This window comes from Acidovorax sp. GW460-11-11-14-LB4 (genome assembly GCF_059423685.1).
In genome coordinates this window covers 1-22,419 of the sequence record NZ_JBWKYJ010000022.1, presented here as the reverse complement: position 1 = coordinate 22,419, position 22,419 = coordinate 1, and the positions used below count along the sequence as shown (strand labels likewise).

21 protein-coding genes are annotated in these 22,419 nt (G+C 65.9%); 13 read left to right on the top strand and 8 right to left on the bottom strand.

Annotated features, from left to right (window positions below):
- Positions 1-223: 223 nt before the first annotated feature.
- Positions 224-958, bottom strand: a complete 735-nt coding sequence (locus AC07X4_RS10540; protein WP_494740024.1) for a response regulator — start codon at positions 956-958, stop codon at positions 224-226.
- On the bottom strand, positions 955-1,596 hold the full coding sequence (locus tag AC07X4_RS10535) for an excisionase family DNA-binding protein (RefSeq protein ID WP_494740023.1): 642 nt from the start codon (positions 1,594-1,596) through the stop codon (positions 955-957). Before AC07X4_RS10535 ends, AC07X4_RS10540 begins: the two co-directional genes overlap by 4 nt.
- Before the next feature lie 175 nt (positions 1,597-1,771).
- Here AC07X4_RS10535 and AC07X4_RS10530 point away from each other — a divergent pair, with 175 nt between their 5' ends.
- The 4 genes from AC07X4_RS10530 to AC07X4_RS10515 all read left to right on the top strand — a co-directional run bounded on the left by AC07X4_RS10530 (position 1,772) and on the right by AC07X4_RS10515 (position 6,341).
- Positions 1,772-2,143, top strand: coding sequence for a response regulator transcription factor (locus AC07X4_RS10530; protein ID WP_056066973.1), 372 nt, complete (start codon positions 1,772-1,774; stop codon positions 2,141-2,143).
- 80 nt (positions 2,144-2,223) lie between these two features.
- Complete coding sequence (locus AC07X4_RS10525) at positions 2,224-2,919, top strand: HD-GYP domain-containing protein (protein ID WP_260668210.1); 696 nt, start codon at positions 2,224-2,226, stop codon at positions 2,917-2,919.
- Positions 2,920-2,989: 70 nt separating this feature from the next.
- Positions 2,990-3,802: an ABC transporter substrate-binding protein gene (locus AC07X4_RS10520; protein WP_494740022.1), complete on the top strand. Its 813-nt coding sequence runs from the start codon at positions 2,990-2,992 to the stop codon at positions 3,800-3,802.
- Between the two features lies 1 nt (position 3,803).
- Complete coding sequence (locus AC07X4_RS10515; protein ID WP_494740021.1) at positions 3,804-6,341, top strand: PAS domain S-box protein; 2,538 nt, start codon at positions 3,804-3,806, stop codon at positions 6,339-6,341.
- Between the two features lie 87 nt (positions 6,342-6,428).
- Here the strand turns inward: AC07X4_RS10515 and AC07X4_RS10510 are convergent, their stop codons facing one another.
- The 6 genes from AC07X4_RS10510 to AC07X4_RS10485 all read right to left on the bottom strand — a co-directional run bounded on the left by AC07X4_RS10510 (position 6,429) and on the right by AC07X4_RS10485 (position 10,880).
- Complete coding sequence (locus tag AC07X4_RS10510) at positions 6,429-6,599, bottom strand: hypothetical protein (protein WP_008902830.1); 171 nt, start codon at positions 6,597-6,599, stop codon at positions 6,429-6,431.
- A 116-nt stretch (positions 6,600-6,715) separates the two neighbouring features.
- Positions 6,716-7,603, bottom strand: coding sequence for a transglutaminase-like domain-containing protein (locus tag AC07X4_RS10505; RefSeq protein ID WP_146869604.1), 888 nt, complete (start codon positions 7,601-7,603; stop codon positions 6,716-6,718).
- Between the two features lie 333 nt (positions 7,604-7,936).
- Positions 7,937-8,611, bottom strand: coding sequence for a histidine phosphatase family protein (locus AC07X4_RS10500; protein WP_494740020.1), 675 nt, complete (start codon positions 8,609-8,611; stop codon positions 7,937-7,939).
- Entirely contained in the window at positions 8,583-9,551 is a 969-nt protein-coding gene (locus tag AC07X4_RS10495) for an MBL fold metallo-hydrolase (protein WP_436077815.1), read from the bottom strand. The genes AC07X4_RS10500 and AC07X4_RS10495 overlap by 29 nt, the downstream gene beginning before the upstream one ends.
- A gap of 162 nt (positions 9,552-9,713) precedes the next feature.
- Positions 9,714-10,082, bottom strand: coding sequence for a hypothetical protein (locus AC07X4_RS10490; protein WP_494740019.1), 369 nt, complete (start codon positions 10,080-10,082; stop codon positions 9,714-9,716).
- 45 nt (positions 10,083-10,127) lie between these two features.
- A complete protein-coding gene (locus AC07X4_RS10485) occupies positions 10,128-10,880 on the bottom strand; it encodes an IclR family transcriptional regulator (RefSeq protein ID WP_494740018.1) in 753 nt (250 codons plus the stop codon).
- Positions 10,881-10,969: 89 nt separating this feature from the next.
- Between AC07X4_RS10485 and AC07X4_RS10480 the strand changes: the two genes are divergently transcribed.
- The 9 genes from AC07X4_RS10480 to AC07X4_RS10440 form a co-directional block, all read left to right on the top strand.
- Positions 10,970-11,800, top strand: coding sequence for an SDR family oxidoreductase (locus AC07X4_RS10480; RefSeq protein ID WP_056066996.1), 831 nt, complete (start codon positions 10,970-10,972; stop codon positions 11,798-11,800).
- 33 nt (positions 11,801-11,833) lie between these two features.
- Positions 11,834-13,183, top strand: coding sequence for a flavin-containing monooxygenase (locus AC07X4_RS10475; protein WP_056066999.1), 1,350 nt, complete (start codon positions 11,834-11,836; stop codon positions 13,181-13,183).
- 4 nt (positions 13,184-13,187) lie between these two features.
- Complete coding sequence (locus AC07X4_RS10470; protein ID WP_494740017.1) at positions 13,188-14,123, top strand: bile acid:sodium symporter family protein; 936 nt, start codon at positions 13,188-13,190, stop codon at positions 14,121-14,123.
- Positions 14,120-15,130, top strand: a complete 1,011-nt coding sequence (locus AC07X4_RS10465) for an SDR family oxidoreductase (RefSeq protein ID WP_494740016.1) — start codon at positions 14,120-14,122, stop codon at positions 15,128-15,130. Before AC07X4_RS10470 ends, AC07X4_RS10465 begins: the two co-directional genes overlap by 4 nt.
- Positions 15,127-16,044, top strand: coding sequence for an EamA family transporter (locus AC07X4_RS10460; RefSeq protein ID WP_494740015.1), 918 nt, complete (start codon positions 15,127-15,129; stop codon positions 16,042-16,044). The genes AC07X4_RS10465 and AC07X4_RS10460 overlap by 4 nt, the downstream gene beginning before the upstream one ends.
- A gap of 30 nt (positions 16,045-16,074) precedes the next feature.
- Positions 16,075-16,695: an ABC transporter ATP-binding protein gene (locus AC07X4_RS10455; protein WP_494740014.1), complete on the top strand. Its 621-nt coding sequence runs from the start codon at positions 16,075-16,077 to the stop codon at positions 16,693-16,695.
- Positions 16,696-16,838: 143 nt separating this feature from the next.
- Positions 16,839-17,480 (top strand): LysE family translocator, encoded by a 642-nt coding sequence (locus AC07X4_RS10450; protein ID WP_436077819.1) that lies wholly within the window; start codon positions 16,839-16,841, stop codon positions 17,478-17,480.
- A gap of 150 nt (positions 17,481-17,630) precedes the next feature.
- Positions 17,631-19,406: an efflux RND transporter periplasmic adaptor subunit gene (locus tag AC07X4_RS10445; protein ID WP_494740013.1), complete on the top strand. Its 1,776-nt coding sequence runs from the start codon at positions 17,631-17,633 to the stop codon at positions 19,404-19,406.
- A 54-nt stretch (positions 19,407-19,460) separates the two neighbouring features.
- On the top strand, positions 19,461-22,419 hold a 2,959-nt coding region (locus AC07X4_RS10440; RefSeq protein WP_494740012.1), incomplete at its 3' end, for an efflux RND transporter permease subunit.

The following is a 22,419-nucleotide window of genomic DNA, read 5'->3' as shown; positions in this document are numbered from 1 at the left end:
AGCTTCACACCGCATCTGAGGCGATTGAAACCAATTGTTTCTATATTAGACCAATTGGTTATTTTTTGCTCTGAATGGTTATGTTTCAGAAAGAAGGGTCCACCCCGGCTTGCTCATGGGTCTTCACGTTCGCCTTCCGGAGAAGGCGATGGGGTGGGTCAATCGCCCGCCATCGGGGCTCTCAAGGCAAGGGTGTTCAGCCAGCCAGGCTGCTGGCGTTGGATCAGAGCTGCAGCAGGAAAGCGCGCAGCATGCGCCAATGTTCCTGGCATGCCTCTGCGGCAGACTGGGCGGCTGCGTTTTCCAGCTGGCGGGCGCGCACACTCTGGGTCGGGTGGCCCAGGGTGAGCAGCACGGTGGCCAGGCTGTGTGCCAGGCGCCGCAGCGCCGGCCAGTCTTGCGCTGCGCTGGCCGCGTCACCTTGCCGCACGTCGGTAGGGAACTGCTGCAGGCAACTGGCGTGGTAGGCCTTGAACAGAAACTCGTCGCCCGCAAAGTGGGTGGCAATGGCCTTAGCCTCATCGTCGGCCGCTTCATCGGCAGGCGGGGCTGTTGTGACTGGCGCATTGGCAGGGGTATCCGCCACCAGCGCCAGCGCATCGGTTACACAGGCCTCCAGCTCTGCCACCGATGCAGGTTTGGACAGCATGCGCCACACCTTCATGGCCTGGAGTTGCTCGCGCACTGGCGGCGTCAGGCCCGCGCTGAATACCGCCACCGGAATTCGGCTTTCGTGCACAGGCTCTTGCAGCAGCCGCTGTACCAGGTCAATGCCGGACTCGCCCGGCAGCATGAGGTCCGTGATGATGAGTTCCACGCCCCCCGCATGCAGCGCCTGCATGGCGTCAGGCACGTTGGCGCAGGTCACCAGCTCGATGGGAAGTTCCTCGAGCGCCATCTGCACAAAGCGTGCGATGGAGCTGTCGTCTTCCACGAGCAGGACCTTGGGCCTGCTCATGCGGGTACCTGTGCCTGCGGAATGCACGCGGCCAGAGCGCTGGGTAACTCGGCCACCAGCCGGGGCTTGTGGATCACCTTCACACCCTGCAAGGCAAATGCATACGGCTCGCGCTGTTGCTCGTCGAGCGAGGTGACCACGATGAGGTGGCTGCGCGCAAATTGGGGGTGCGAGCGCAGCGTGGTGATCAGGGTGGCGCCGTCGATGCCTGGCAGCAGGATGTCCACGATCAGCACCTCGGGCTGAATCTGCCCATAGAGCGCAAGGCCGGTGATGCCATCGTTCGCCACCTGCAGCTGCACTCCTGGCAGGTGCTGCTGCACGATGAGGCCCACGAGGTTCTGGAAATGGATGGAGTCCTCGATCAGCAGGATTTGTGGTGCACGCCCTTTGGCTGGTCCCACCGGTGCGGCCAGGGGCGCGCGGGCGGCGACTGGAGCGCCGACGGCGGGTGCCTGGGCAGCGCCACCGGCGCCATGGGCGGTCATCCAGCGTTCCACCGATGCACGCGAGATGCGGCGGTGCCCGCCAGGGGTCTTCCAGGCCTCAAGTTCGTTGCGGTCCACCATCAGCTGGACCGACCGCACGGCCATGCCCAGCATCTTGGCGACTTCCAGCGTGGTGTAGTGGTCGGCCATGGCGTGCTCCGCGAGGGAATTGTCAGATTGCATAGATCGCACATTTTCTCCTAATTTTTACTCGACTTGCATTTGATAAAAATGATTGATATGATTCAATCAATGGCAAGAAATCACGTTAAAACGTGTTTTTTTGTATTCCAAGCCTATTCCCGGCCCCACAAAGGCTACCGCCATGAAAAAGATCCTGATCGTCGAAGACCACATCGATATCCGCAAACTGCTCAAGATGACGCTGGAGTTTGATGACTTTGAGATCCACGAAGCCGCTACGGGCGATGCGGGCTGGCTGCTGGCCAGTGAGTTGCAGCCGGACATCGTGCTGCTGGATGTGATGATGCCGGGCACCCTTAACGGCCTGGATGTTTGCCGCCGCATCAAGTCCGACCCGGACATGCGCCACACCAAGGTGATCATGCTGACGGCCCGGGTGCAGTCGGACGACAGGGCGGCAGGCTTCGCGGCGGGAGCCGACGATTACCTGATGAAGCCCTTCAGCACTCTGCAGGTTCTGGAAACCATCTACCGCATGGAGGCAGCGCTGTGACCTCCGTGCCTCGACCCGAGCACGAACTGCTGGCGCAGCCCATCGATGCACGTTGCTTTGATGAGGCTGCTGCAGCTCAGATGGAGAGTTTTGTGCGCGACTTCGGGCGCATGTATCGAGAGCGGAATGAAGCCCTGCGCGAGGTCACCCGCGCGCACCACGCCGCACTGTTGCACCTGTCGGCTGCGGCCGACCTCAAGGACGATGACACCGGCGTACACATCGTGCGCATTGGATACCTGGCCGAGGCCCTGGCCCTGGCTCTGGGGCAGACGGTGGGCTACGCACGCATGCTGCGCAAGGCCGCGCCCATGCACGATATCGGCAAGATCGGCACCCCCGACAGCGTGCTCAAGAAGCCCGGCAAGCTCACCCCAGAAGAGCGCCAGACCATGAACTGCCACGCCGCGATGGGTGCCGAGATCCTGGGGCGTTCGCACATTCCAGTGTTTCGCATGGCGGCCGAGGTGGCGCTCACGCACCACGAGCGCTATGACGGCCAAGGCTACCCGGCGGGCCTGTCGGGCGAGGCGATTCCTTTGTCGGGCCGCATCACCGCCGTGGTGGATTTTTTTGACGCGCTGACCATGGATCGGGTGTACCGCCCCGCCTTCGCGGTCCCGGTGGCGCTGGAGATGCTGGCGGCCGAGCGCGGCCGTGCTTTCGACCCGGTGATCGTGGACACGTTTTTGGCGCATGCTGAAGCCATGGATGCGCTACGTTGCAAGATCACGCAGGAATGTCCCTCTTTTGATGCACTGATCGACGCGCCCTGATCCCCTTTTTCTGACCGCTCAGCGGCAGGCCACTGCGGGCACGGTGGTGTTATTGATCCAAGGATTCTCAATGATGATGACAATGATGCAGTGGCTGAAACCGTGGGCGTTGACCGTCACCCGCGTGGCTCTGGCCGCGTGTGCGACCAGCGCGCTGGCGGGGCCTGTGGCCGAGCGGGTCCAGAGCCAGTCGGTGTTGCGTGTGTGTGTCTGGCCGGACTACTACGGCGTGACCTACAGGCACCCGCGTACACAGCAACTCGGGGGTATCGACATCGACCTGTCTGCCGAGCTGGCGCGCGACCTCAAGGCCAGGGTCGAATATGTGGACTCTTCTTTTCCGACCCTCATTGACGACCTGAACCAGGAACGTTGCGATGTGGCCATGTTTGCCATCGGCATGCTGCCCCAGCGGATGGAAAAGCTGGCTTTTACCCAGCCCTACATGCGCAGCGACATTTACGGCATCACCACTAAATCCAATACGGTCATCAAGCAGTGGGCCGACATTGACAAGCCGGGTGTGTTGGTGGGGGTGCAGGCAGGCACGTTCATGGAACCCATCATGGCCCAGCGCCTCAAGCAGGCCACGCTGGTGCGCATCCAGCTGCCCACCACCCGCGAGCGCGAACTGACTGCCGGGCGCATTGACGTGTTCATGACCGACTATCCCTACAGCCGGCGCATGATGGACAACGCCGACTGGGCCCGGCTCATCGAGTCTCCCGAACCATTTTCGGTGCTGCCCTATGGCTATGCAGTCAAGCGCGGCGATGCCGCCTGGCTGGCTACGGTGGATGCCTTTGTGGCGCGCATCAAGGCCGACGGCCGCCTGCAGCGCGCGGCCTCTCAAAATGGCCTGAACGCCATCGTGGTGCGCTGATATGGCCGACCTCCAGGCGCTCCCTTCGGTCTGGACCAGGCTGCGCACGTGGGTGTCGCAGACCAGCCATCTGGTCCTCATCACCGGAGGGCTGTCGGCATTGGCGGCACTGGTGGCCGTCGGCGCGTTGGCCGTGAACGACTTTCGCACGGTGCGTACCAGCCACCAGAACCATGCCGCCATGCTGGCTCGGGTGCTGGAGGATCAGGCCACGCGCACCATGCAGACGGCCGAACTGGCGCTGGAGTCGCTGGCCACGTCTCCAGCCCTCACGACGGTGGCCTCGGAACCCCGGCGTATGCAGGACGCCCTGGGCCAGGCGCTGGCGGCGCTTTCATTTCTTCGGGGGTTGGCCGTGGTGGACGCTGGTGGGCGAGTGGTCGCCAGCACCCAGCCCGGCGATGCCGAGAGTTTTGTGGACCTGGCCAAGCTCGGCCCTCTGGTGGCCGTGGGGCGGACGGTTCAGGGCGGCCTCACACCGGGCCGTAGCCTGCAAAGTGTGCGGCTGGGAGGCGCAGCGGCGGCGGCTCCTGCGGGTGTCGCTTTTATTCCTGTGATGCACGGCTACAAGAACGAAGCAGGGCAGGCGCTGGTGCTGGTGGCTTTGGTCAATCCCGACTCGCTGTCCAACTTTCAGCACCTGACGCTGGAGTCCGAGGTTTTTGACTCGGTGGTGACCTCGTACAGCGGCCAGGTGTTGGCCACTTCGGGGGCCGCAGCTGCTCTGGCAGGTACGCGGGTGAACAACATCCCCGTCTTCAGCCAGTTCCTGCCCCGGCAGGAGCACGCCACCTACCTGGGTGTGGGTGTGCTGGGCGAGCGGCAGATCGTCAGTTTTCGGGCCTCTGCCGCCATGCCGCTGGTGGTGGTGGTCGAGACCTCGTACCGAACAGCCGTGCAGAGCTGGCTGGCGGATGCCCGCGCGCTGATCGGTATTGGCCTGGCCCTGGTGGCCCTGGTGCTGGGCCTGACCTTTGCCGTGTGGCGTGGCCTGCGCACCCGTGAGCGGGCGCGGCTGGCCATTGACGCTGCACAGGCCCGCATTGCCCGCAACGAGCGGGATCTGTCGGTGCTGATGCGCAGCGTGCAAGAGCTGATTTTCCGCACCGATGCGCAGGGCGTGATCACCTATGTGAATGCCCATTGGACTGTGATGACGGGCACGGCGCCTGACCGTGCCATTGGCAAACGTCTGCACGACCTGGTCGAGCCACAAAGCCGCAATGATGTGGCGCGGGCCATCGACCCCCGGTCGCCGGATGGAGTGCGGGTATGCCAGGTGGTGTCCCGCTCTGCCGAGGGCAAGGAGATGATGTTCCAGGTGGCAGTGGTGCCTCTGGTGGCTGCAGGGCGTGTGATTGGTTTTGCGGGCAGCGCGGTGGACGAAACCAAGCGCTGGATGGCCCAACAACAGCTACAGGCCCAAATTGCGTTTCAGGATCTGCTGCTGGAGACCAATCCGCTGCCCATCTCTGTGACTGACGCCCAGAACCGCTTTGTGCGCGTGAACAAGGCCTGGGAGGAATACAAAGGCCGTACTCGCACCGCCGTGTTGGGCAAGGCCTTTGACGAGTGCCTGCCGCCAGACGAGGCAAACGTACATAAGTCGGCCAACAAGCAGCTGCTGCGCTGGGGGGGGCGAGCCCTGGTCGAGACCCAGGTGCGCCATGGCGACGGATCGCGCCGCGACACGCGCCTGGCCAAGGCGGCCATTGCCGATGAGCACGGCCAAGTCACCGGTGTGCTCACCATCCTGATGGATGTGAGCGAGTTCCGTGAGGCCGAGCGCGCCACCCGGGAGGCGCGTGACGCGGCCGAGGAGGCATCCCGCACCAAGTCGGAGTTTGTGGCCAACATGAGCCACGAGCTGCGCACGCCGCTGCAGTCCATTCTGGGCTTTGCCGAACTGGGCATGCTGCGTGGTCGCGCGCAGCCCAAGCTGGCGGGCATGTTTGAAGACATCCATTCCGCTGGCCAGCGCATGCTCACGCTGGTGAACGACCTGCTGGAAGTGTCCAAGCTGGAAAGCACAGTGGGAACGTTCCACATGGAGCGCATCGACCTGCGCGGCGTAGTGCGTCCGGTGATCCGCGAGCTGGAGCCTTTGCTGGAACGCAGCCACCTGATGATGGATTTTCGAATGCCTGACCTTCCGCTGGTGGCCAAGGCCGACCCGTTGCGGTTTCAGCAGGTGATCCGCAACGTGGTGGCCAACGCCATCAAGTTTTCGCCGCCTGGCAGCACGATCACCCTGGAGGGCTACGCGGACCCGCAGGGCCAGACGCATCTGGTGGTGCGGGATGAGGGCCCGGGCATCCCTCCTTCAGAGCTGCAGAGCATTTTTGAGGCCTTTGTGCAGTCCAGTAAGACCAAGGATGGATCTGGGGGCACGGGCCTGGGCCTTGCCATCTGCCGCAAGATCGTCGAGGCCATGGGCGGGCGGATCTTTGCCGAGAACGTTCCGGCCAGCGGTGCAGCGTTTCACATCATCCTGCCCGCCAGAGGCCACGTGGAAACCATGCCGGCCCCGTTGCAATAAACGGCTGTATCGCCCAAAAAAAAGCCCTCAGACGAGGGCTTTTTTTGTGGGTGCTGGCGGGGCGCCGCAGCGCCCCCGGAGGGCTGATCAGCCGCCCTTGCGCGAGCGCTTGCCAGGGTTCTTCTTGCTGCGCGTGGCGACACCACGCTCCAGGCTCACACGCTGACCACGGCCAGGGGTGTTCAGCGTCACGCCGGGCATTGGCTTGGGTTGGGGGGTGCGCTTGCGGTCTGCTTCGGTGACGATCTTGTTGCCCATGGTAGGTCTCTGAGAAAGTGGAGAAAGGGGCATATTAGGCCACAGCCGCAATCAGGGATGGCCAACAGACCTTTCTGCCGCCCCCGCCAGAGGCGCCAGACGGAAGGTCAAGCTCCCTATTGCGCGACGAAACGCGCCCCGTACGAGGTCCCCTGGTCGGTGGACAGCGCCTCGGCGCAGTGGTGCGGCAGCACCCACCCCTGGGCAGGGTCCTCCACCGCGCGGGTGTGGATGGTGGGGGGCTGTGCCCGCACTCCGCCAAAGATGGTGGCAAACGCCACGTCGGCGGCATCTCGGCCGGTGCCAAACCGCAGCAGCCCCATGGGGATGGCCGTGCCCGAAGGGTCGAACAGATACCAGCGGTCGCCCAGATACACCTCCACGTAGGCATGAAAGTCCGGCGGGCCCAGCGCTGGGTCGGCACCGTAGTCGGTGCCAGTGGTGAAGCGGGCCGGAATGTTCACGGCGCGGCACAGTGCAATCATCAGGTGGGCGAAATCCCGGCACACCCCGACCTGTTCCACCAGCGTGTCGACGGCCGAAGTGTTGGAGTTGGAGGTGTTGGACGTGAACGCCACATGCCGATTCACCCAGTCACGGATAGCCTGCACGCGGCTGTGGCCCTGCCACAAGGCGCCGAACTCGTTCAGTGCCAGCCGCAGCAGGCGGTCAGACTGGCAATATCGGCTGGGGTAGATGTAGCCCATCACATGCGGCGGCAAGTGCCGCACAGGCACCTCGGCCAGTTGGGTGGGGTCGGCACGGTGGTGGCGGATGTCCACCGTAGCGCTGTAGGTCAGCTCCAGCATGCCGGGCTCGCCATGCAGCCGGAGATAGCGGTTACCCGTCGCAGGGTCTGTGTGGATCTGGTGGGGAATGTCCTGGCTGAGCACCAGGCGCTCGTTGTGGACTATCTGGTGGGGTGTTTGTGCGGCGTGGATGTTGAACACGAAATCGGCGCCGTAGCTGTCGATCTCGTAGCGCAGGTCAATCTGCAGGTCCATGCGAACACCACGCTGGCTGCCTGGTATTGCCTGCGCCAAGGGCGCGCCGGTATTCGCGGGCCATCGCGCTGGCTCGTTGGACGCGGTGGTAAGGCGGGGGGCGCTGGAGAGGAAGGCCATAGCAGCTCTCAGCGATGGGGCCTGCAGGCTGCGGGTTCACCCAGTGTGTGGGACGGTGTCATCGGCGGCTCCTGGGTGTGCGCCGCGCCGGGGTATCTGGCAGGGCTGGGAATCTTCAGGATACGCCCCAGGGCATCGCCAGCGTGTAGTCCGATGGCCCGTGCACCACGGTGCACGGGAGCGCGATCTGCCGCCAGCATCAGCAGGCGCTGGTCAGGTTGATCCGGTGACCGAGAGTTTCGCCAGCACCTGCACGTCGCCACCTCGGGGGGCTCGCAAGATCAGCGCATCGCCCGAGCTGGTGCTGTCGCGTGCCAGATCGGACTGCACAAACATGTGGCTGAACCACACCTCAAACCGGCCATTGTGCGCAGACGCTGCGGCCAGCGCCTGGCGCAGTTCGCGCAGGTGGCTCTCACCCGTGGTCTCGGAGTAGCCCCTGGGCGAACCCAGAGCCGTCCACACCTGTGGTGCACCGAAAGCCAGGGTGGCACTGTCTATGCACCGGCACCAGGGGCTTGACAGCACCTTCTCCGGACGCAATTGCCGCGTCTGGAACCACTCGCCAATGCGCCGGGCCTGGGCCCGGCCTTCATCGTTCAGGTTGCGCTGGGTGCTGCAGTCGCCCAGGCGGAAACCCGGGGGATCGAAGGTGCCGGGGGCCAGCGCGTGGCGAAACAACGCCACCACTCCGCCCTGGCGCAGCAAGACCTCGGCACCCGCTTCCTGGGCTGCCCAGGTCTGCAGGGCTGTGAGGGCCAGTCCGCTACCCAGTGCTCCTGCCGCGCCCCTGCCCAGCAAGGTGCGCCGTGTGACGCGCGTACCTTGCGTCGCAGCCTGATCCCCGGCTGCTTCGGCCTCAGGCAGCTGGCTGGAAGGCATAGCCATTGCCCGCTGCTGCTACGCGGCCAAACGCAGGGAAGGGGAAGTGGAAGCCGCCCAGCATGGCGCTGCTGGTGGTGATGCGCTGGAACACCTCGCGGCGGACCTTGCGCGCAGCCTCTGCGTCCATGTCAAAGGTCACGGCCCAGTCGGGGTTGCGCGCGAACAATGCGGGCACGTTGGTCAGGTCTGCCACATAGAAGAAGTTCTGGCCTGCCGACTTCAATTCGAACAGCGTGTGGCCCGGCGTATGGCCGTAGGCGGCCACCGACTGGATGCCTGGTGCAACCTCGGTGCCCGCTTCAAACCGCACCAGCGTATCGGCTGGCATGGTGGCAAAGGTGCGGCGCACATTGTCAAACGCACCCTTCATGCCGGCGGGGGCGGCGGCCATGCGTGCGTCGTCCATCCAGAAGGCATGTTCGGCTGCAGGCACCATCACCTTGGCTTTCGGAAACACCAGCTCACCCGCCTTGTTGCGGATTCCATTGATGTGGTCGCCGTGGTAATGGCTGACGAGCACGGTATCGATGTCGGAGGCCTGCATGCCAGCAGCGCGCAGACTGTCCAGCAGCTTGCCGGTGGTGGCACCACCAAACTCGCCCAGGCCGGTATCGATCAGGATCTTGCGCGCGCCCGCCACCACCAGGAAGGGGGTGTACGGCACATCGATGTAGTCGGTGGGCAGGCCTTGCGATGCGAGCAGCGCACGCACTTCGGCCAGCGGTGCGTTCTTCACAAATTCTTCCCCCAAAGGGCGGCGAGTGATGCCATCGTTCAGTGCGATCACCTCCACGTCTCCCACCTTCATGCGACGGAAACCAGGGCTGGGCAAGGTGGGCGTGCCGAAATTGGGTGCGTTCTGCGCCCACACGGGCACGAACGAGCCCGCAGCGTAAACGGTGGTGGCCAGGCTTGCGCCCAGGAAGTGACGGCGTGACAGCATGAAACTCTCCAGTCTCGGGTTGAACTAATGAGTCGCAACTGTAGCGCTGGACCTCAGGAATGCGTGGGCTGGCGCACTAACCTGTTTGCAACGTGGGGCTTTTGGTCGCTAATTGGGGTTAACCCTTTGGGTTGACCGGGTTGGAGGCCATGAAGAGGAGGCTCATTCCATATCGAAGGCTTCGCGCAAAGCGGTACAGAAGTCGCTGCTGCCACTGAGGGTGAGGGTCAGCGTGGTGCGCGGCTGCGCGGCACTGCCTGTGGTCATGTGCAGTTGCCCCGTCGCATCGTCAAAGGACAAGGTCAAGGGGCTCTGCACCTCTTGCACGCCGTGCAGGTCGTAGTGCCACGCGCCGCCGTCTTCCAGCGGTGCGCAGGCGCCGGGCCAGTGTGCATGCGCCCAGGCCAGCACGGCAGCGATCTCGTTCTGCAAGGCTGGCAGTTGCGCGGGCAAGACGCTGGCCATGGCATCCAGGGTGCCGTTGCCGTCAGCGTCTTCGCTGTAGTCAAAGTCGAGGTAGTTCAGTGGCATGGTGAGAGCAGATGGTGAATGCGTCAGGGGTTGTTGCGCGATGGCTCAAGCCCAGGTTCGGCCCAGGGCCTGCGCGGCTTCTCCCAGCCGGGGCACCAGTTGCAGCGCCCGCCCCAGCGGCAGGCGGGCAGAGGGTGCCTGCAGTGCCACGGCGCTGCGCACTTGGCGCCGCCCGCCGGCCAACACGGGCACGGCCACACAGACGAGGCCGTCCACAAACTCCTCGGCGTCCGTGGCATAGCCTTGCCGCAGGATCTGCTCCAGTTCGGCTTCCAGGGCGGCGCGGTCGGTCAGGGTGGTGGCCGTGTGGCGGGTGAGGGGCAGGCCGTCCAGGATGGCGGCCCGGCGTGCGGACGACAGGTGGGCCAGAAACAGCTTGCCGCTGGCCGAACAGTGGATGGGCACGCGGGTGCCGGGCCGCAGTTCCATGCGCAGCGGAAAGGCTGACTCCACCCGGTCCAGGTAGATCACTTCTGCGCCGCTCAACGCCGTGAGGTTGCAGCTTTCTCCAATGTCCGCCACCAGTTGCCGCAGCACGGCGTGGCGCACTCCATGCTGGGTGCCCGCGCTCAGCGTGCTTTCGGCCAGGCGCAGCAGACGTGGTGCGGGGGTGTAGCGCCGCCCGTCTGGCTCGCGCGCCAGCAGGCCACCGGCCTCCAGCTGGCCCAGCATGCGGTGCACGCTGGGCTTGGGCCAGCCGGTGGCCTCGATGGCATCGCCCAGGCTGAAGGGCTGGCCCTGGGCGCACATCGTTTCCAGCAGTTCAAACAAGCGCAGGCTGGGCGGTGTGTTGGTCATAAATCTCGGAATTCGAGACGAATTCATAAAACATTTCGGGATTATTCAGCATTGTGGCTAAGCTGCAAACCCAATTCACCGGGAGTTTCATGACCGCCTTTTTCCAGAACGTAGTGCTCACCGGCGCCTGTGGCGGGCTGGGCCAGGCGCTGGCGCGCGAGCTGATTGGCCAGGGCGCTGCCGTGGCGCTGGTGGGCCTGAACCGGCCCGTGCTGGAGACCCTGGCCGCACTGGCACCAGAGCGCTGTGCTGTCTATACGCCCGATGTGGCCGACGTTACCGCCATGCAGGCCATGGCCGCCGACTGGATGGGCCGCCGGGGAACGCCTGACCTCGTCATCGCCAATGCCGGGGTGGCTGGGGGTTTTGACACCGCCCAGGCCGACGACCTGGCCGTGATGCGGCGCATGCTGGAGATCAACCTGCTGGGCGCCGCCACCACCTTCCAACCTTTTGTGTCGGCCCTGCGCGCGCAGCGGCGCGGCGCGCTGGTGGGGGTGGCCAGCATTGCGGGCTGGCGGGGCATGCCGGGCAATGGCGCGTACTGCGCCAGCAAGGGCGGGCTCATCCGTTACCTGGAGAGTCTGCGTGCCGAGCTGCGCGGCGATTCCATCGTGGTGAGCACGGTCAGCCCTGGCTACCTGCGCACCGCGCTCACGGCAGGCAACCGTTTTGCCATGCCCGGCCTGATGGAGCCCGAGGACGCCGCGCGTGCCCTGCTGGCCGCTGTGGCCCGGGGGCGCACCCACATCGTGCTGCCCGCGCGCATCGGTTGGCTGGCGCGCCTGTTGAACCTGTTGCCTGACGCTCTGCACGACCGGCTGCTGCTGGGCCAGCCGCGCAAGCCGCGCGTGGGCGAGGCGGGGGCCACCGCCATTCCGGGGTTGCCAGTGCGCGCAGACAAGAACATCGACACCTGAGAGAGAAAAAAGCGAATGACGACAACAACAACGATGACGGAGACAAGCCCTTCGACGCCGCTCGCACAGGACATGCGCGGCCACATCGCCCTCATCGGCGCCGGCCCCAGCGGGCTGGCCGCGGCGCGCAATCTGCAGAAGCTGGGCGTGCCTTTCCAGGGCTTTGAAGCACACACCGATGTGGGTGGTTTGTGGAACATCGACAACCCGCGCAGCACGGTCTACGAATCGGCGCACCTGATCTCCAGCAAGCACACCACCGAGTTCACCGAGTTCCCCATGCGCCCCGAAGTGGCCGACTATCCGAGCCACCGGGACATGCGCCAGTATTTCTTCGACTTTGCAGAGCACTTTGGCCTGCGCCAGCACTTCTGGTTTGGCACGCGCGTGCTCCGGGTCGAACCGGTGGGGGAGGGCACTGCGCCGCTGTGGCGCGTGACGTGGACGCAGCACGGTGGGCCCGCGCAAACGGCAGAGCTCAAGGGCGTGGTGATTGCCAACGGCACGCTGGCCGAACCCAGCATGCCGCGCTTTGAGGGGCACTTTGACGGGGAGCTGCTGCACACCAGCGCCTACAAGAGCGCCGAGCTGTTCAAAGGCAAGCGCGTGCTGGTAGTGGGCGCGGGCAACTCGGGCTGCGACATTGCGGTGGATGCGGTGCACTACGCGCGCAGCGTGGACATCTCGGTGCGGCGCGGCTACTACTTCGTGCCCAAATATGTGTTCGGCAAGCCCGCAGACACGCTGGGCGGCAAGTTCAAGATGCCGCCCTGGCTCAAGCAGAAGGTGGACAGCGTGGTGCTGCAATGGTTCACTGGCGACCCTGCGCGCTTTGGCCTGCCCAAGCCCGACTACAAGATGTACGAGTCACACCCGGTGGTCAACTCGCTGGTGCTGCACCACCTGGGCCATGGCGATATTCACGTCAAGCCCGACATCGCGCGTTTTGAAGGCCATACGGTGCACTTCAAGGACGGCAGCGCGCAGGACTATGACCTGGTGCTCTGTGCCACGGGCTACAAGCTGCACTACCCCTTCATCGACCACAGCCTGCTCAACTGGCAGGGCATGGCGCCGCAGCTCTACCTCAACATCCTGTCACCCCGTTTCGACAACCTGGCCGTGATGGGCATGATCGAGGCCAGTGGTATCGGCTGGCAGGGCCGCTATGAGCAGGCGGAGCTGGTGGCGCGCTTTTTCAAGGCGCAGGCCGAGGGATCGCCGCGCGCCGAGGCGCTACGACAGGCCAAGGCCGGGCCGCCGCCCGATCTGTCGGGTGGCTTCAAGTACCTCCAGCTCGAACGCATGGCGTATTACGTGCACAAGGACACCTACCGCAACGCGGTGCGCGCTGCCGCCGCAGCCCTCGCCAGAAAGGACTGACGCCATGCTGCCTGTGGACGAAATACGCCTCAACTTCAACCCCACGTCGCTGGTGGTGCTCAATGTGGTGCTGGGTTTTCTCATGTTCGGCATTGCGCTGGATACGCGCGTGGCGGACTTCAAGCGCGTGCTGCGCATGCCCGGTGCCATGGCGGTGGGCATTGCCGCGCAATTCATCGTGCTGCCTGCGGTGACCTTTGTGCTCACGCTGCTGCTCAAGCCCGGGCCCAGCATTGCGCTGGGCATGATCCTGGTCGCCTGCTGTCCGCCCGGCAATGTGAGCAACATCCTCACCCACCGCGCAGGAGGCAATGTGGCGCTGTCGGTGTCGATGACGGCCATCTCCAACGCGCTGGCCATCGTGCTCATGCCGCTCAACTTTGCCTTTTGGGGCGGCATGCACCCCACGGCGGCGCCGCTGCTGCGCAGCATTGCGCTCGACCCGCTGGAGATGGCGGGGCACATCGTGGTCATCATCGGGCTGCCCTTTGTGCTGGGCATCCTGTGCGCAGAAAAGCTGCCGGGCTTCACGCAGCGCGTGAACAAGCCCGTGCGCATCCTCAGCTTTCTGTGCCTCATCGGTTTCATCGTGGGCGCGGTGGCGGGAAACTGGCGTTACTTTCTGGACTACGTGGGCCTGGTGCTGCTGGCCGTGGCACTGCACGATGCGCTGGCCTTCGGCACCGGCTACGCCTGCGCGCGGCTCAGCGGCTTGCCGGACTACGACCGGCGCGCGGTGAGCATCGAGGTGGGTATCCGCAACGCAGGGCTGGGTCTGGTGCTGATCTTCAGCTTCTTTGGCGGGCTAGGCGGTATGGCCGTGGTGGCGGGCGTGTGGGGCTTCTGGGACATCATCGCGGGGCTGGCGCTGGCAGGCTGGTGGGGGCGCAGGCCCGCCGAACTACCGGCGGCCGATGCCCGCAAGGAGCAGCGCACATGACCGGCATGGGGTGGATAAGCCGCCGCATTCTGGTCACAGGCGCCGACGGTTTTCTGGGCCGCAGCGTGGTGGCTGCACTGGCGCGTGAAGGGGGCGGGACCATTGTGGCGACCGACGTGCGCGATGTGCCCGCCGAGCGTCGCCTGCCCGGTGTGACCTACCGGGTCCAAGACGTGCGCGACCCCGGTCTGGCGCAGACGCTGGCAGACACCGCCATCGACAGCGTGGTGCACCTCGCTTCCATCGTCACCCCCGGAAAGGGTTCCAGCCGCGAGTTTGAGTATTCGGTGGACGTGCTGGGCAGCCAGAACGTGCTGGATGCCTGTGTGGCCACCGGCGTGAAGCAGTTGGTCGTCAGCTCCAGTGGCGCGGCGTACGGCTACCATGCCGACAACCCCGCGTGGTTGCGCGAGACGGACGCGCTGCGGGGCAACGAGGTCTTTGCCTATTCGCACCACAAGCGGCTGGTGGAAGAGATGCTGGCGCAATACCGCACGCAGCACCCGGCGCTGGCGCAGACGGTGCTGCGCATCGGCACCATCCTGGGAGAGCGGGTGGACAACCAGATCACCGCCTTGTTTGAAAAGCCGCGCCTGCTTGCCATCCGGGGCAGCGAGAGCCCGTTTGTGTTCATCTGGGACGAAGACGTGACTGGTGCCATCCTGCATGCGCTGCGCACGCAGCGGGCTGGCTGTTTCAACCTGGCGGGCGACGGTGCCTTGCCCTTGCGCGAGATCGCCCAGCGCTTGGGCAAGCCCGTGCTGGAGCTACCTGCAGGGCTGCTGCGCACCGCGCTGGCCGTGGGCTCCGCGCTCGGCGTGAGCCGCTACGGCCCCGAGCAGCTCGACTTTCTGCGCTACCGGCCCGTGTTGCTGAACACTGCACTCAAGGAGGTGCTGGGCTATGTGCCGGGCAAGACCAGCGCGCAGGCGTTTGAGGCCTTCGTCGCTGCCCGGGCGCGGCAGGGCCGCCCCGTAGCTGCGGGCGTGTCCGTGGCGTCCGCATGAGTACGCCAGCGGCCTTGAGCCGTGGCGACCTGCTGCGCGCCCTGGCCGTGGTGGTCATCTGGGGGCTGAACTTTGTGGTGATGAAGCTCGGCCTGCAGGGCCTGAGTCCCATGCTGCTGGGCGCGCTGCGCTTTACGGCGGCATCGCTGCCCTTCTTGTTGTTCGTACCGCGTCCGGCCTTGCCCTGGCACTTTGTGGTGGGCTACGGGATGGCGCAGGGGTTGGGGCAATTCGGCTTTCTGTTTCTGGGGCTGCAGCTGGGTATGACGGCGGGCATGGCGTCGGTGGTGATGCAGACCCAGGCGTTCTTCACTTTGCTGCTGGCCGCGCCGTTGCTGGGTGAGCGTGCCAAGCCCTGGCAGTGGGGGGGCTTGTTGCTGGCGTTCGGCGGCTTGATGACCATCGGCCTCGCGCATGGCGAGGGGCCGGGCCAGATGACGCTGGCGGGGTTTGTGCTCACCCTCGGCGCCGCATTCATGTGGGCGGTGTCCAATCTGGTGGCGCGGCGCGCGGCACAGGCCGGGGTGTATGCGCCGTTTCCCTTCATCGTGTGGAGCAGCGTGGTGCCCATCGGGCCGTTCTTTGTGCTGGCGCTATGGAGTGAAGGCTCCACCGCCGTGTGGGCACAGCTGCAGTCTTTGAATGGCACCGGCTTGCTGGCCGTGGCCTACCTGGCCTTCTTGGCCACGCTGCTGGCCTACACGCTGTGGACACAGCTGCTGCAACGCCATGCGGCAGGGCGGGTCACGCCGTTTTCGCTGCTGGTGCCGGTGGTGGGGCTGTGGGCGGCTTATGCCTTTCTGGGTGAAACCCCGGCGCCTCTGCAGTGGTTGGGCGCAGCCGCAGTGCTCTGCGGGCTGGTGGTGAACCAGGTGGGAGGCTTGTGGTGGGCCCGGCGTGCTGCAGCTTCCTAGAATGTTCGCTTTCCGCATCGAGGAGACAGGGTGGCTGAGAGCGTGTTTTTGTGGGTGAAGGGGTTGCGGTTTGCGTACCCGGAGTGTGCGGTGCTGGACAACCTGTCGCTGGCCTGGCCCCCGGGTCTGGCTCTGGTGCGGGGTGATGAAAGCACCGGCAAGACCACGTTGCTGCGTCTGCTGGCTGGCGAGCTGACGGCGCAGGCTGGCAGCATCACGCTGCAAGGGGTGGACCTGAACCAGGCCGCCAAGGCCTCGGCACCACGGGTCTTCTGGGCGGACCCGCGATCCAGCGAGTGGGACCCTCTCACTGCCAGGGGTTGGCTCGACAGCCTGCCCGCACGCTACCCCCAATGGGATGTGGCAGCCTTGGTGGAGCACCTCGACGGGTTCAGCCTGCACGAGCATCTGGACAAGCCTTTCTACGCCCTGTCCACCGGCAGCAAGCGCAAGGTGCTCATGGCAGGGGCCTTGGCCTCGAATGCACCACTGACCTTGATCGACGAGCCCGTGGGGGGCCTGGACAAGCCCTCCATTCGCTACCTGGGGCAGGCCCTGGCATCCCAAGCGGCCAGACCAGACCGCCTGACCGTGGTGGCGCATTACGAAGCCCTGTCCGATGTGACCTGGGGCTCGGTGCTGGATCTGTAAGAACCTGTTCAAAGGCGTTGTGAGGTGGTAGAGGGCGCCTTGGGGGCATGTGCCCTGGGGTCGGCCGTGTAGGCAGGGTCTGCCGTAGACTGCGGTGCTGACCGTTCCCCCTCACACACGCCTCACCCTGCAAGGACTGTCCCATGGATGCGCTGCTATTTGTTCCGGTTGCCATCGCCATCTCGCTCACCCCGGGGCCCAACAACTTCTGTGGCCTCAACAACGGCATCCGCGCAGGCGTGGGCCCCGCGATGATCGCTACGGTGGGCCGGGCAGCGGCGTTCGCGATCTTTCTGACGGTGTCTGCGGTGGGGCTGGGGGCGATGCTGCTGGCGTCCGAAGCGGCGTTCACGGCGGTGAAGTGGGTGGGCGCTGCCTACCTGTTCTGGCTGGGCTGGAAGGCCTGGCACAGCCGCGAGTTCAGCGGCCTGGCGCTGGAGGATGCACCTGGCAGTGGCCAGGCGTCGGGTCAACCGGCCCAGTTCCATCTGCGTGCTCTCATTGCGCAGGAGTTTTTGCTGGGCATCACCAACCCCAAGGCGATCATCCTTTTCGCGGCGATCTTTCCGCAGTTCATCGACCCCGCGCAGCCCGCAGCGCGCCAGTTTCTGGTGCTGGGCTCCATCTATCTGGGCAGCGAATTCGTCTCGACGGCCGTGTACGCCAGCTTCGGGCGCCAGATCCGCCGCTTCATCCGCACCTCGCGCGGTGTGGCCCGCCTGAACAAGGCCACCGGCGGTTTCTTCATGGGTGCTGGCGGCCTTCTGCTGGCCACCAACCGCTGATTGCTGCCCCCTGGCGGGGCTGAGCCGATACATCGGTAAACCCCGCCCAAAGCGCGCGTAAATCCCCGGTAAAGGGGACCCGCCGGGCGGCAGCCCCGGGGGGTGCGCTGGCTACCATACCCGTTCGCTCATTCCTCGTTGCGCCCCACCATGCCCCTGAACCGTTCGTTGACCCGTCCACAGAGGCCCGCAAGATTGCAGTCCGGCAAGCTGCGCTGGATCTCCGCGTTGTTACTGGCCTCCGTGGCGCTGGCTGCGGTGGGAGGTGGTGCCTGGTGGTGGAAGCAGCGCCAGGATGCAGCGGCCGCTGCCAGCGCTGGTGGTGCCGCCACGGGCCCCAACGCGGCGCGCAAGCCCGGCAGTGGGCCCGGGCGCTTTGGTGGCGGCAACGTACAGCCCGTGTCGGTAGGCACTGTGCAGCGGGGTGATGTGCGGGTGGTGGTGAGTGCCATCGGCACCATGAGTGCCCGCGCCACCGCCGTGGTGCGCGCCAAGGTCGGCGGCGAGCTGACGTCGGTGCGCTTCAAGGAAGGTGACGAGGTGCGTGCAGGCCAGGTGCTGGCCGAGATCGATGCGCGCAGCTACCAGGCGGCGCTGTCGCAGGCACAGGGCACGCTGCAGCGTGACCAGGCGCTGCTCAAGAATGCGCAGCTCGACCTCAAGCGTTATCAAGACCTGCTGGCGCGCGACTCCATCGCCAGCCAGCAGGTAGACACCCAGGCCGCACTGGTGCGGCAGCTGGAAGGCACCGTGGCCTCGGACCAGGCGCAGGTGGACGCCGCGCGCCTGCAACTGAGCTACACCCAGGTCACCGCACCATTTGCCGGCCGCCTTGGCTTGCGCCAGGCGGACCGGGGCAACGTGGTGGGGCCGAGCGACGCGAACGGCATCGTCACCATCAACCAGGTGCGGCCCATCGACGCAGCGTTCTCCGTGCCCGAGGCGCACCTGCCCCAGATGCGTCGCCGCATGGCCGCAGGCGAAGAGCTGAGCGTGGAGCTGTGGGACCGCGACAGCCGCCGCCAGCAGGCCAAGGGCCGTGTGGTGGCGCTGGACAACGCCATTGACAGCGCCACCGGCACCATCAAGGTCAAGGCCGCTTTTGCGAATGAAGACGGCGCCCTGTACCCCAACCAGTTCGTCAACGTGCGCCTGCAGGTCAACCTGCTCCAGGGCGTGCTGACCGTACCGGCCACGGCCGTGCAGAACAACTATGTCTACCTGGTGCAGGAAGACAGCACCGTGACCCAGCGCCGCATCCGCGTGGGCGTGACCGACGGCGACCGGGTGAGCGTCGAAGGCGAGCTGCGCGAGGGCGAGCAGGTGGTCACGGACGGCATCGACCGCCTGCGCGAAGGCGCCAAGGTCGCCGTCATCGATGCCGGTGCCGTCACCCGCGCCGACCAGGCAGCCCAGGACCAGGCCGCGCAGCGCCGCGCCTTCATGGCATCCCTGCCCCCCGATGTACGTGAAAAGCTGCAGAAGATGAGCCCCGAAGAGCGTCGCGCCTTCTTGCGCGAGCGGCGAGCGCAGATGGGCGCGAGCGGCGCAGCGGCTCCAGCGTCGGCGGCGTCTGCTGCAGCCTCTTCGGTGTCGGGTGTGGGTGCTCCCGCCGCTGCCCCGGCGTCCGCCCCGCAGGCCTCTGCAGCGCCACAACAGCAGCGCAGCGAAGCACCACCCAGAGCAGCTGCACCGCAAGTATCCCCAGGCGCTGCACCGCCTGCCGCCCCCGCAGCGCCTGCAGACCGTAGCTCCGAACCCCCACGGGGCATCCCTCCGCAGGTGAAGGCACTGCTGGACCAGATGCCCGCCGACGAGCGCGCCCGCGTGATGGCAATGCCGCAGGAGGAGCGCCGTGCCTACATCCGCGAGCGGCTGCAACAGCAGCCGCCGTCCCAGGGTGGCGCAGCCAGCCCGGCGCGCTGAGCGCAGCGGCACCCCGGTTTCTCCCCTGCCTGTTTTGCCAGCGCACCCGCCGCCATGAACCTGTCGCGCCTTTTCATCCTGCGCCCCATCGCCACCGCGCTGCTGATGGTGGCGATCCTGATCGCGGGGCTGATGGCCTACCGGCTGCTGCCCACCTCGGCCCTGCCCGAGGTGGACTACCCCACCATCCAGGTCACCACGCTGTACCCGGGCGCGAGCCCGGACGTGATGACCTCCAACGTCACGGCCCCGCTGGAGCGGCAGTTCGGCCAGATGCCGGGGCTGTCGCAAATGTCGTCCACCAGCTCGGGCGGGGCTTCGGTGATCACGCTGCGTTTTGCGCTCGACATGGCGCTGGACGTGGCCGAGCAGCAGGTGCAGGCGGCCATCAACGCGGGCAGCAACCTGCTGCCCGGCGACCTGCCCATGCCGCCGCTGTACAGCAAGGTCAACCCCGCCGATGCGCCCATTCTCACGCTGGCCATCACCTCGCCCTCGCTGCCTGTGATCCGCGTGAACGACTTGGTGGAAAACCGCCTGGCACCCAAGCTCTCGCAGGTGCAGGGCGTGGGCCTGGTGGCGATTGCGGGCGGTCGCCGCCCGGCTGTGCGCATCCAGGCCAACCCCACGGCACTGGCGCAGCTGGGCCTCACGCTGGAAGACGTGCGCACCTCCATTGCGGCCGCCAACGTCAAGCAGGCCAAGGGCGGCTTTGACGGCCCGGCCCGTGCATCCACCATCGATGCCAACGACCAGCTGCAGTCGGCGGCCGAATACCGCGACCTCATCATCGCCTTCAAGAATGGCGCCCCCGTGCGCCTGAAGGACGTGGCCGAAACGGTGGACGATGCCGAGAACACCCGCCTCGCCGCCTGGGCGGGCACGGCAGACACCGGGGCCAAACCCGGTGTGATCCTCAACATCCGCCGCCAGCCCGGCGCCAACGTGATCGACACGGTGGACCGCATCAAGGCCCTGCTGCCGCAGCTGCAAAGCACCTTGCCCGCGTCGCTGGATGTGCAGGTGCTGACGGACCGCACGGTGACGGTGCGTGCCTCGGTGCGCGACATGCAGGTGGAGCTGGGCCTGGCTGTGCTGCTGGTGGTGGCGGTGATCTTTGTCTTCCTGCGCAGCCCCTCGGCCACGCTGATCCCGAGCGTGGCTGTGCCGCTGTCGCTCATCGGCACCTGTGGGGTGATGTACCTCGCGGGGTTTTCCATCAACAACCTCACGCTGATGGCGCTGACCATCTCCACCGGCTTTGTGGTGGACGATGCCATCGTGATGATCGAGAACATTGCCCGCTATGTGGAAGAGGGCGAGGCACCGCTCGCGGCTGCGCTCAAGGGCTCGCAGCAGATCGGCTTCACCATCATCTCGCTCACCATCTCGCTGATCGCCGTGTTGATCCCGCTGCTGTTCATGGGCGATGTGGTGGGCCGGCTGTTTCACGAGTTCGCGATCACGCTGGCTGTGTCCATCCTGATCTCGGCTGTGGTGTCGCTCACGCTCACCCCCATGCTGTGCGCGCGCCTGCTGCGCCACACGCCCGAGGAGAGTCACGGCCGCCTTTACCGCGCCACGGGACATTTTTTTGATCGCACCATCGCAGGCTATGGCCGCATGCTGGGCTGGGTACTGAACCACCGGGGCACCACCTGGCTGGTGTTTGCGGCCACGCTGGCGCTCACCGTGGTGCTGTATCTGTTCATCCCCAAGGGCTTCTTTCCAGTGCAGGACACTGGCACGCTGCAGGCCACTACCGAGGCGGACCAGTCGATCTCGTTTGCCGGCATGGCCGAGCGCCAGCAGGCCGTGGCTGAGCGCCTTCTGCAAGACCCCGCCGTGCGCAGCGTCTCGTCGTTCATCGGCGTCGATGGCGCCAACACCACGCTCAACACCGGCCGCCTGCTGATCGACCTGCAGCCGCATGCACAGCGCGACAAGGCCGGTGTGGTGCAGCAGCGCCTGGCCGAGCGCGTACAGAACCTGCCGGGCATCCGTCTGTTCATCCAGCCTGTGCAGGAGCTGACCATCGAAGACCGGGTGGCGCGCACGCAGTACCAGTGGCTGCTGTCGTCGCCCGACATGCAGCAGCTCACCACCAGCACCACCGAGTTGCTGCGCCGCCTGCGCGCCCTGCCCGAGCTGACCGATGTGGCCAGCGACCTGCAGGACCAGGGCCGCCAAGCCTATGTGCAGATCGACCGCGCCCAGGCCAGTCGCCTGGGCGTGACGGTGGCGGGCATTGACGCGGCGCTGTACAACGCCTTTGGCCAGCGGCTGATCTCGACCATCTTCACCCAGTCCAACCAGTACCGCGTGGTGCTGGAGGTGGCGCCGCAGTTCAAGGTGGGGCCCGAGGCGCTGCAGAGCATCTATGTGCCCTCCAGCGCCGGAGCGCCGGTGCCGCTGTCGTCGGTGGCGCGCATCGAGGAGCGCAACATGCCGCTGGTGGTCAACCACGTGGGCCAGCTGCCGGCTGCGACGATTTCGTTCAACACCGCGCCGGGCGTGTCGCTGGGCAACGCCGTGGCCGCCATCGAGCGCGAGAAGGCCGCCGTGCAGGCCGAGGGGTTGTTGCCGCTGTCGGTGGAGACGAGCTTTCAGGGCGCGGCGCTGGCGTTTCAGGCGTCGTTGTCGAACACGCTGCTGCTGATCCTGGCGGCGGTGGTCACCATGTACATCGTGCTGGGCGTGCTGTATGAGAGCACGGTGCACCCGGTCACGATCTTGTCCACGCTGCCCTCGGCCGGGGTGGGGGCGTTGCTGGCGTTGATGGCAGCGCGGCTGGACCTGGACATCATTGCCATCATCGGCATCGTGCTGCTGATCGGCATCGTGAAGAAGAACGCGATCATGATGATCGACTTTGCGCTGGAGGCGCAGCGGGACGAAGGCCTGAGTGCGCGCGATGCGATCTACCAGGCGTGTCTGTTGCGGTTCCGGCCCATCTTGATGACGACGTTGGCGGCCTTGCTGGGGGCGTTGCCGATGATGTTGGGGACGGGGG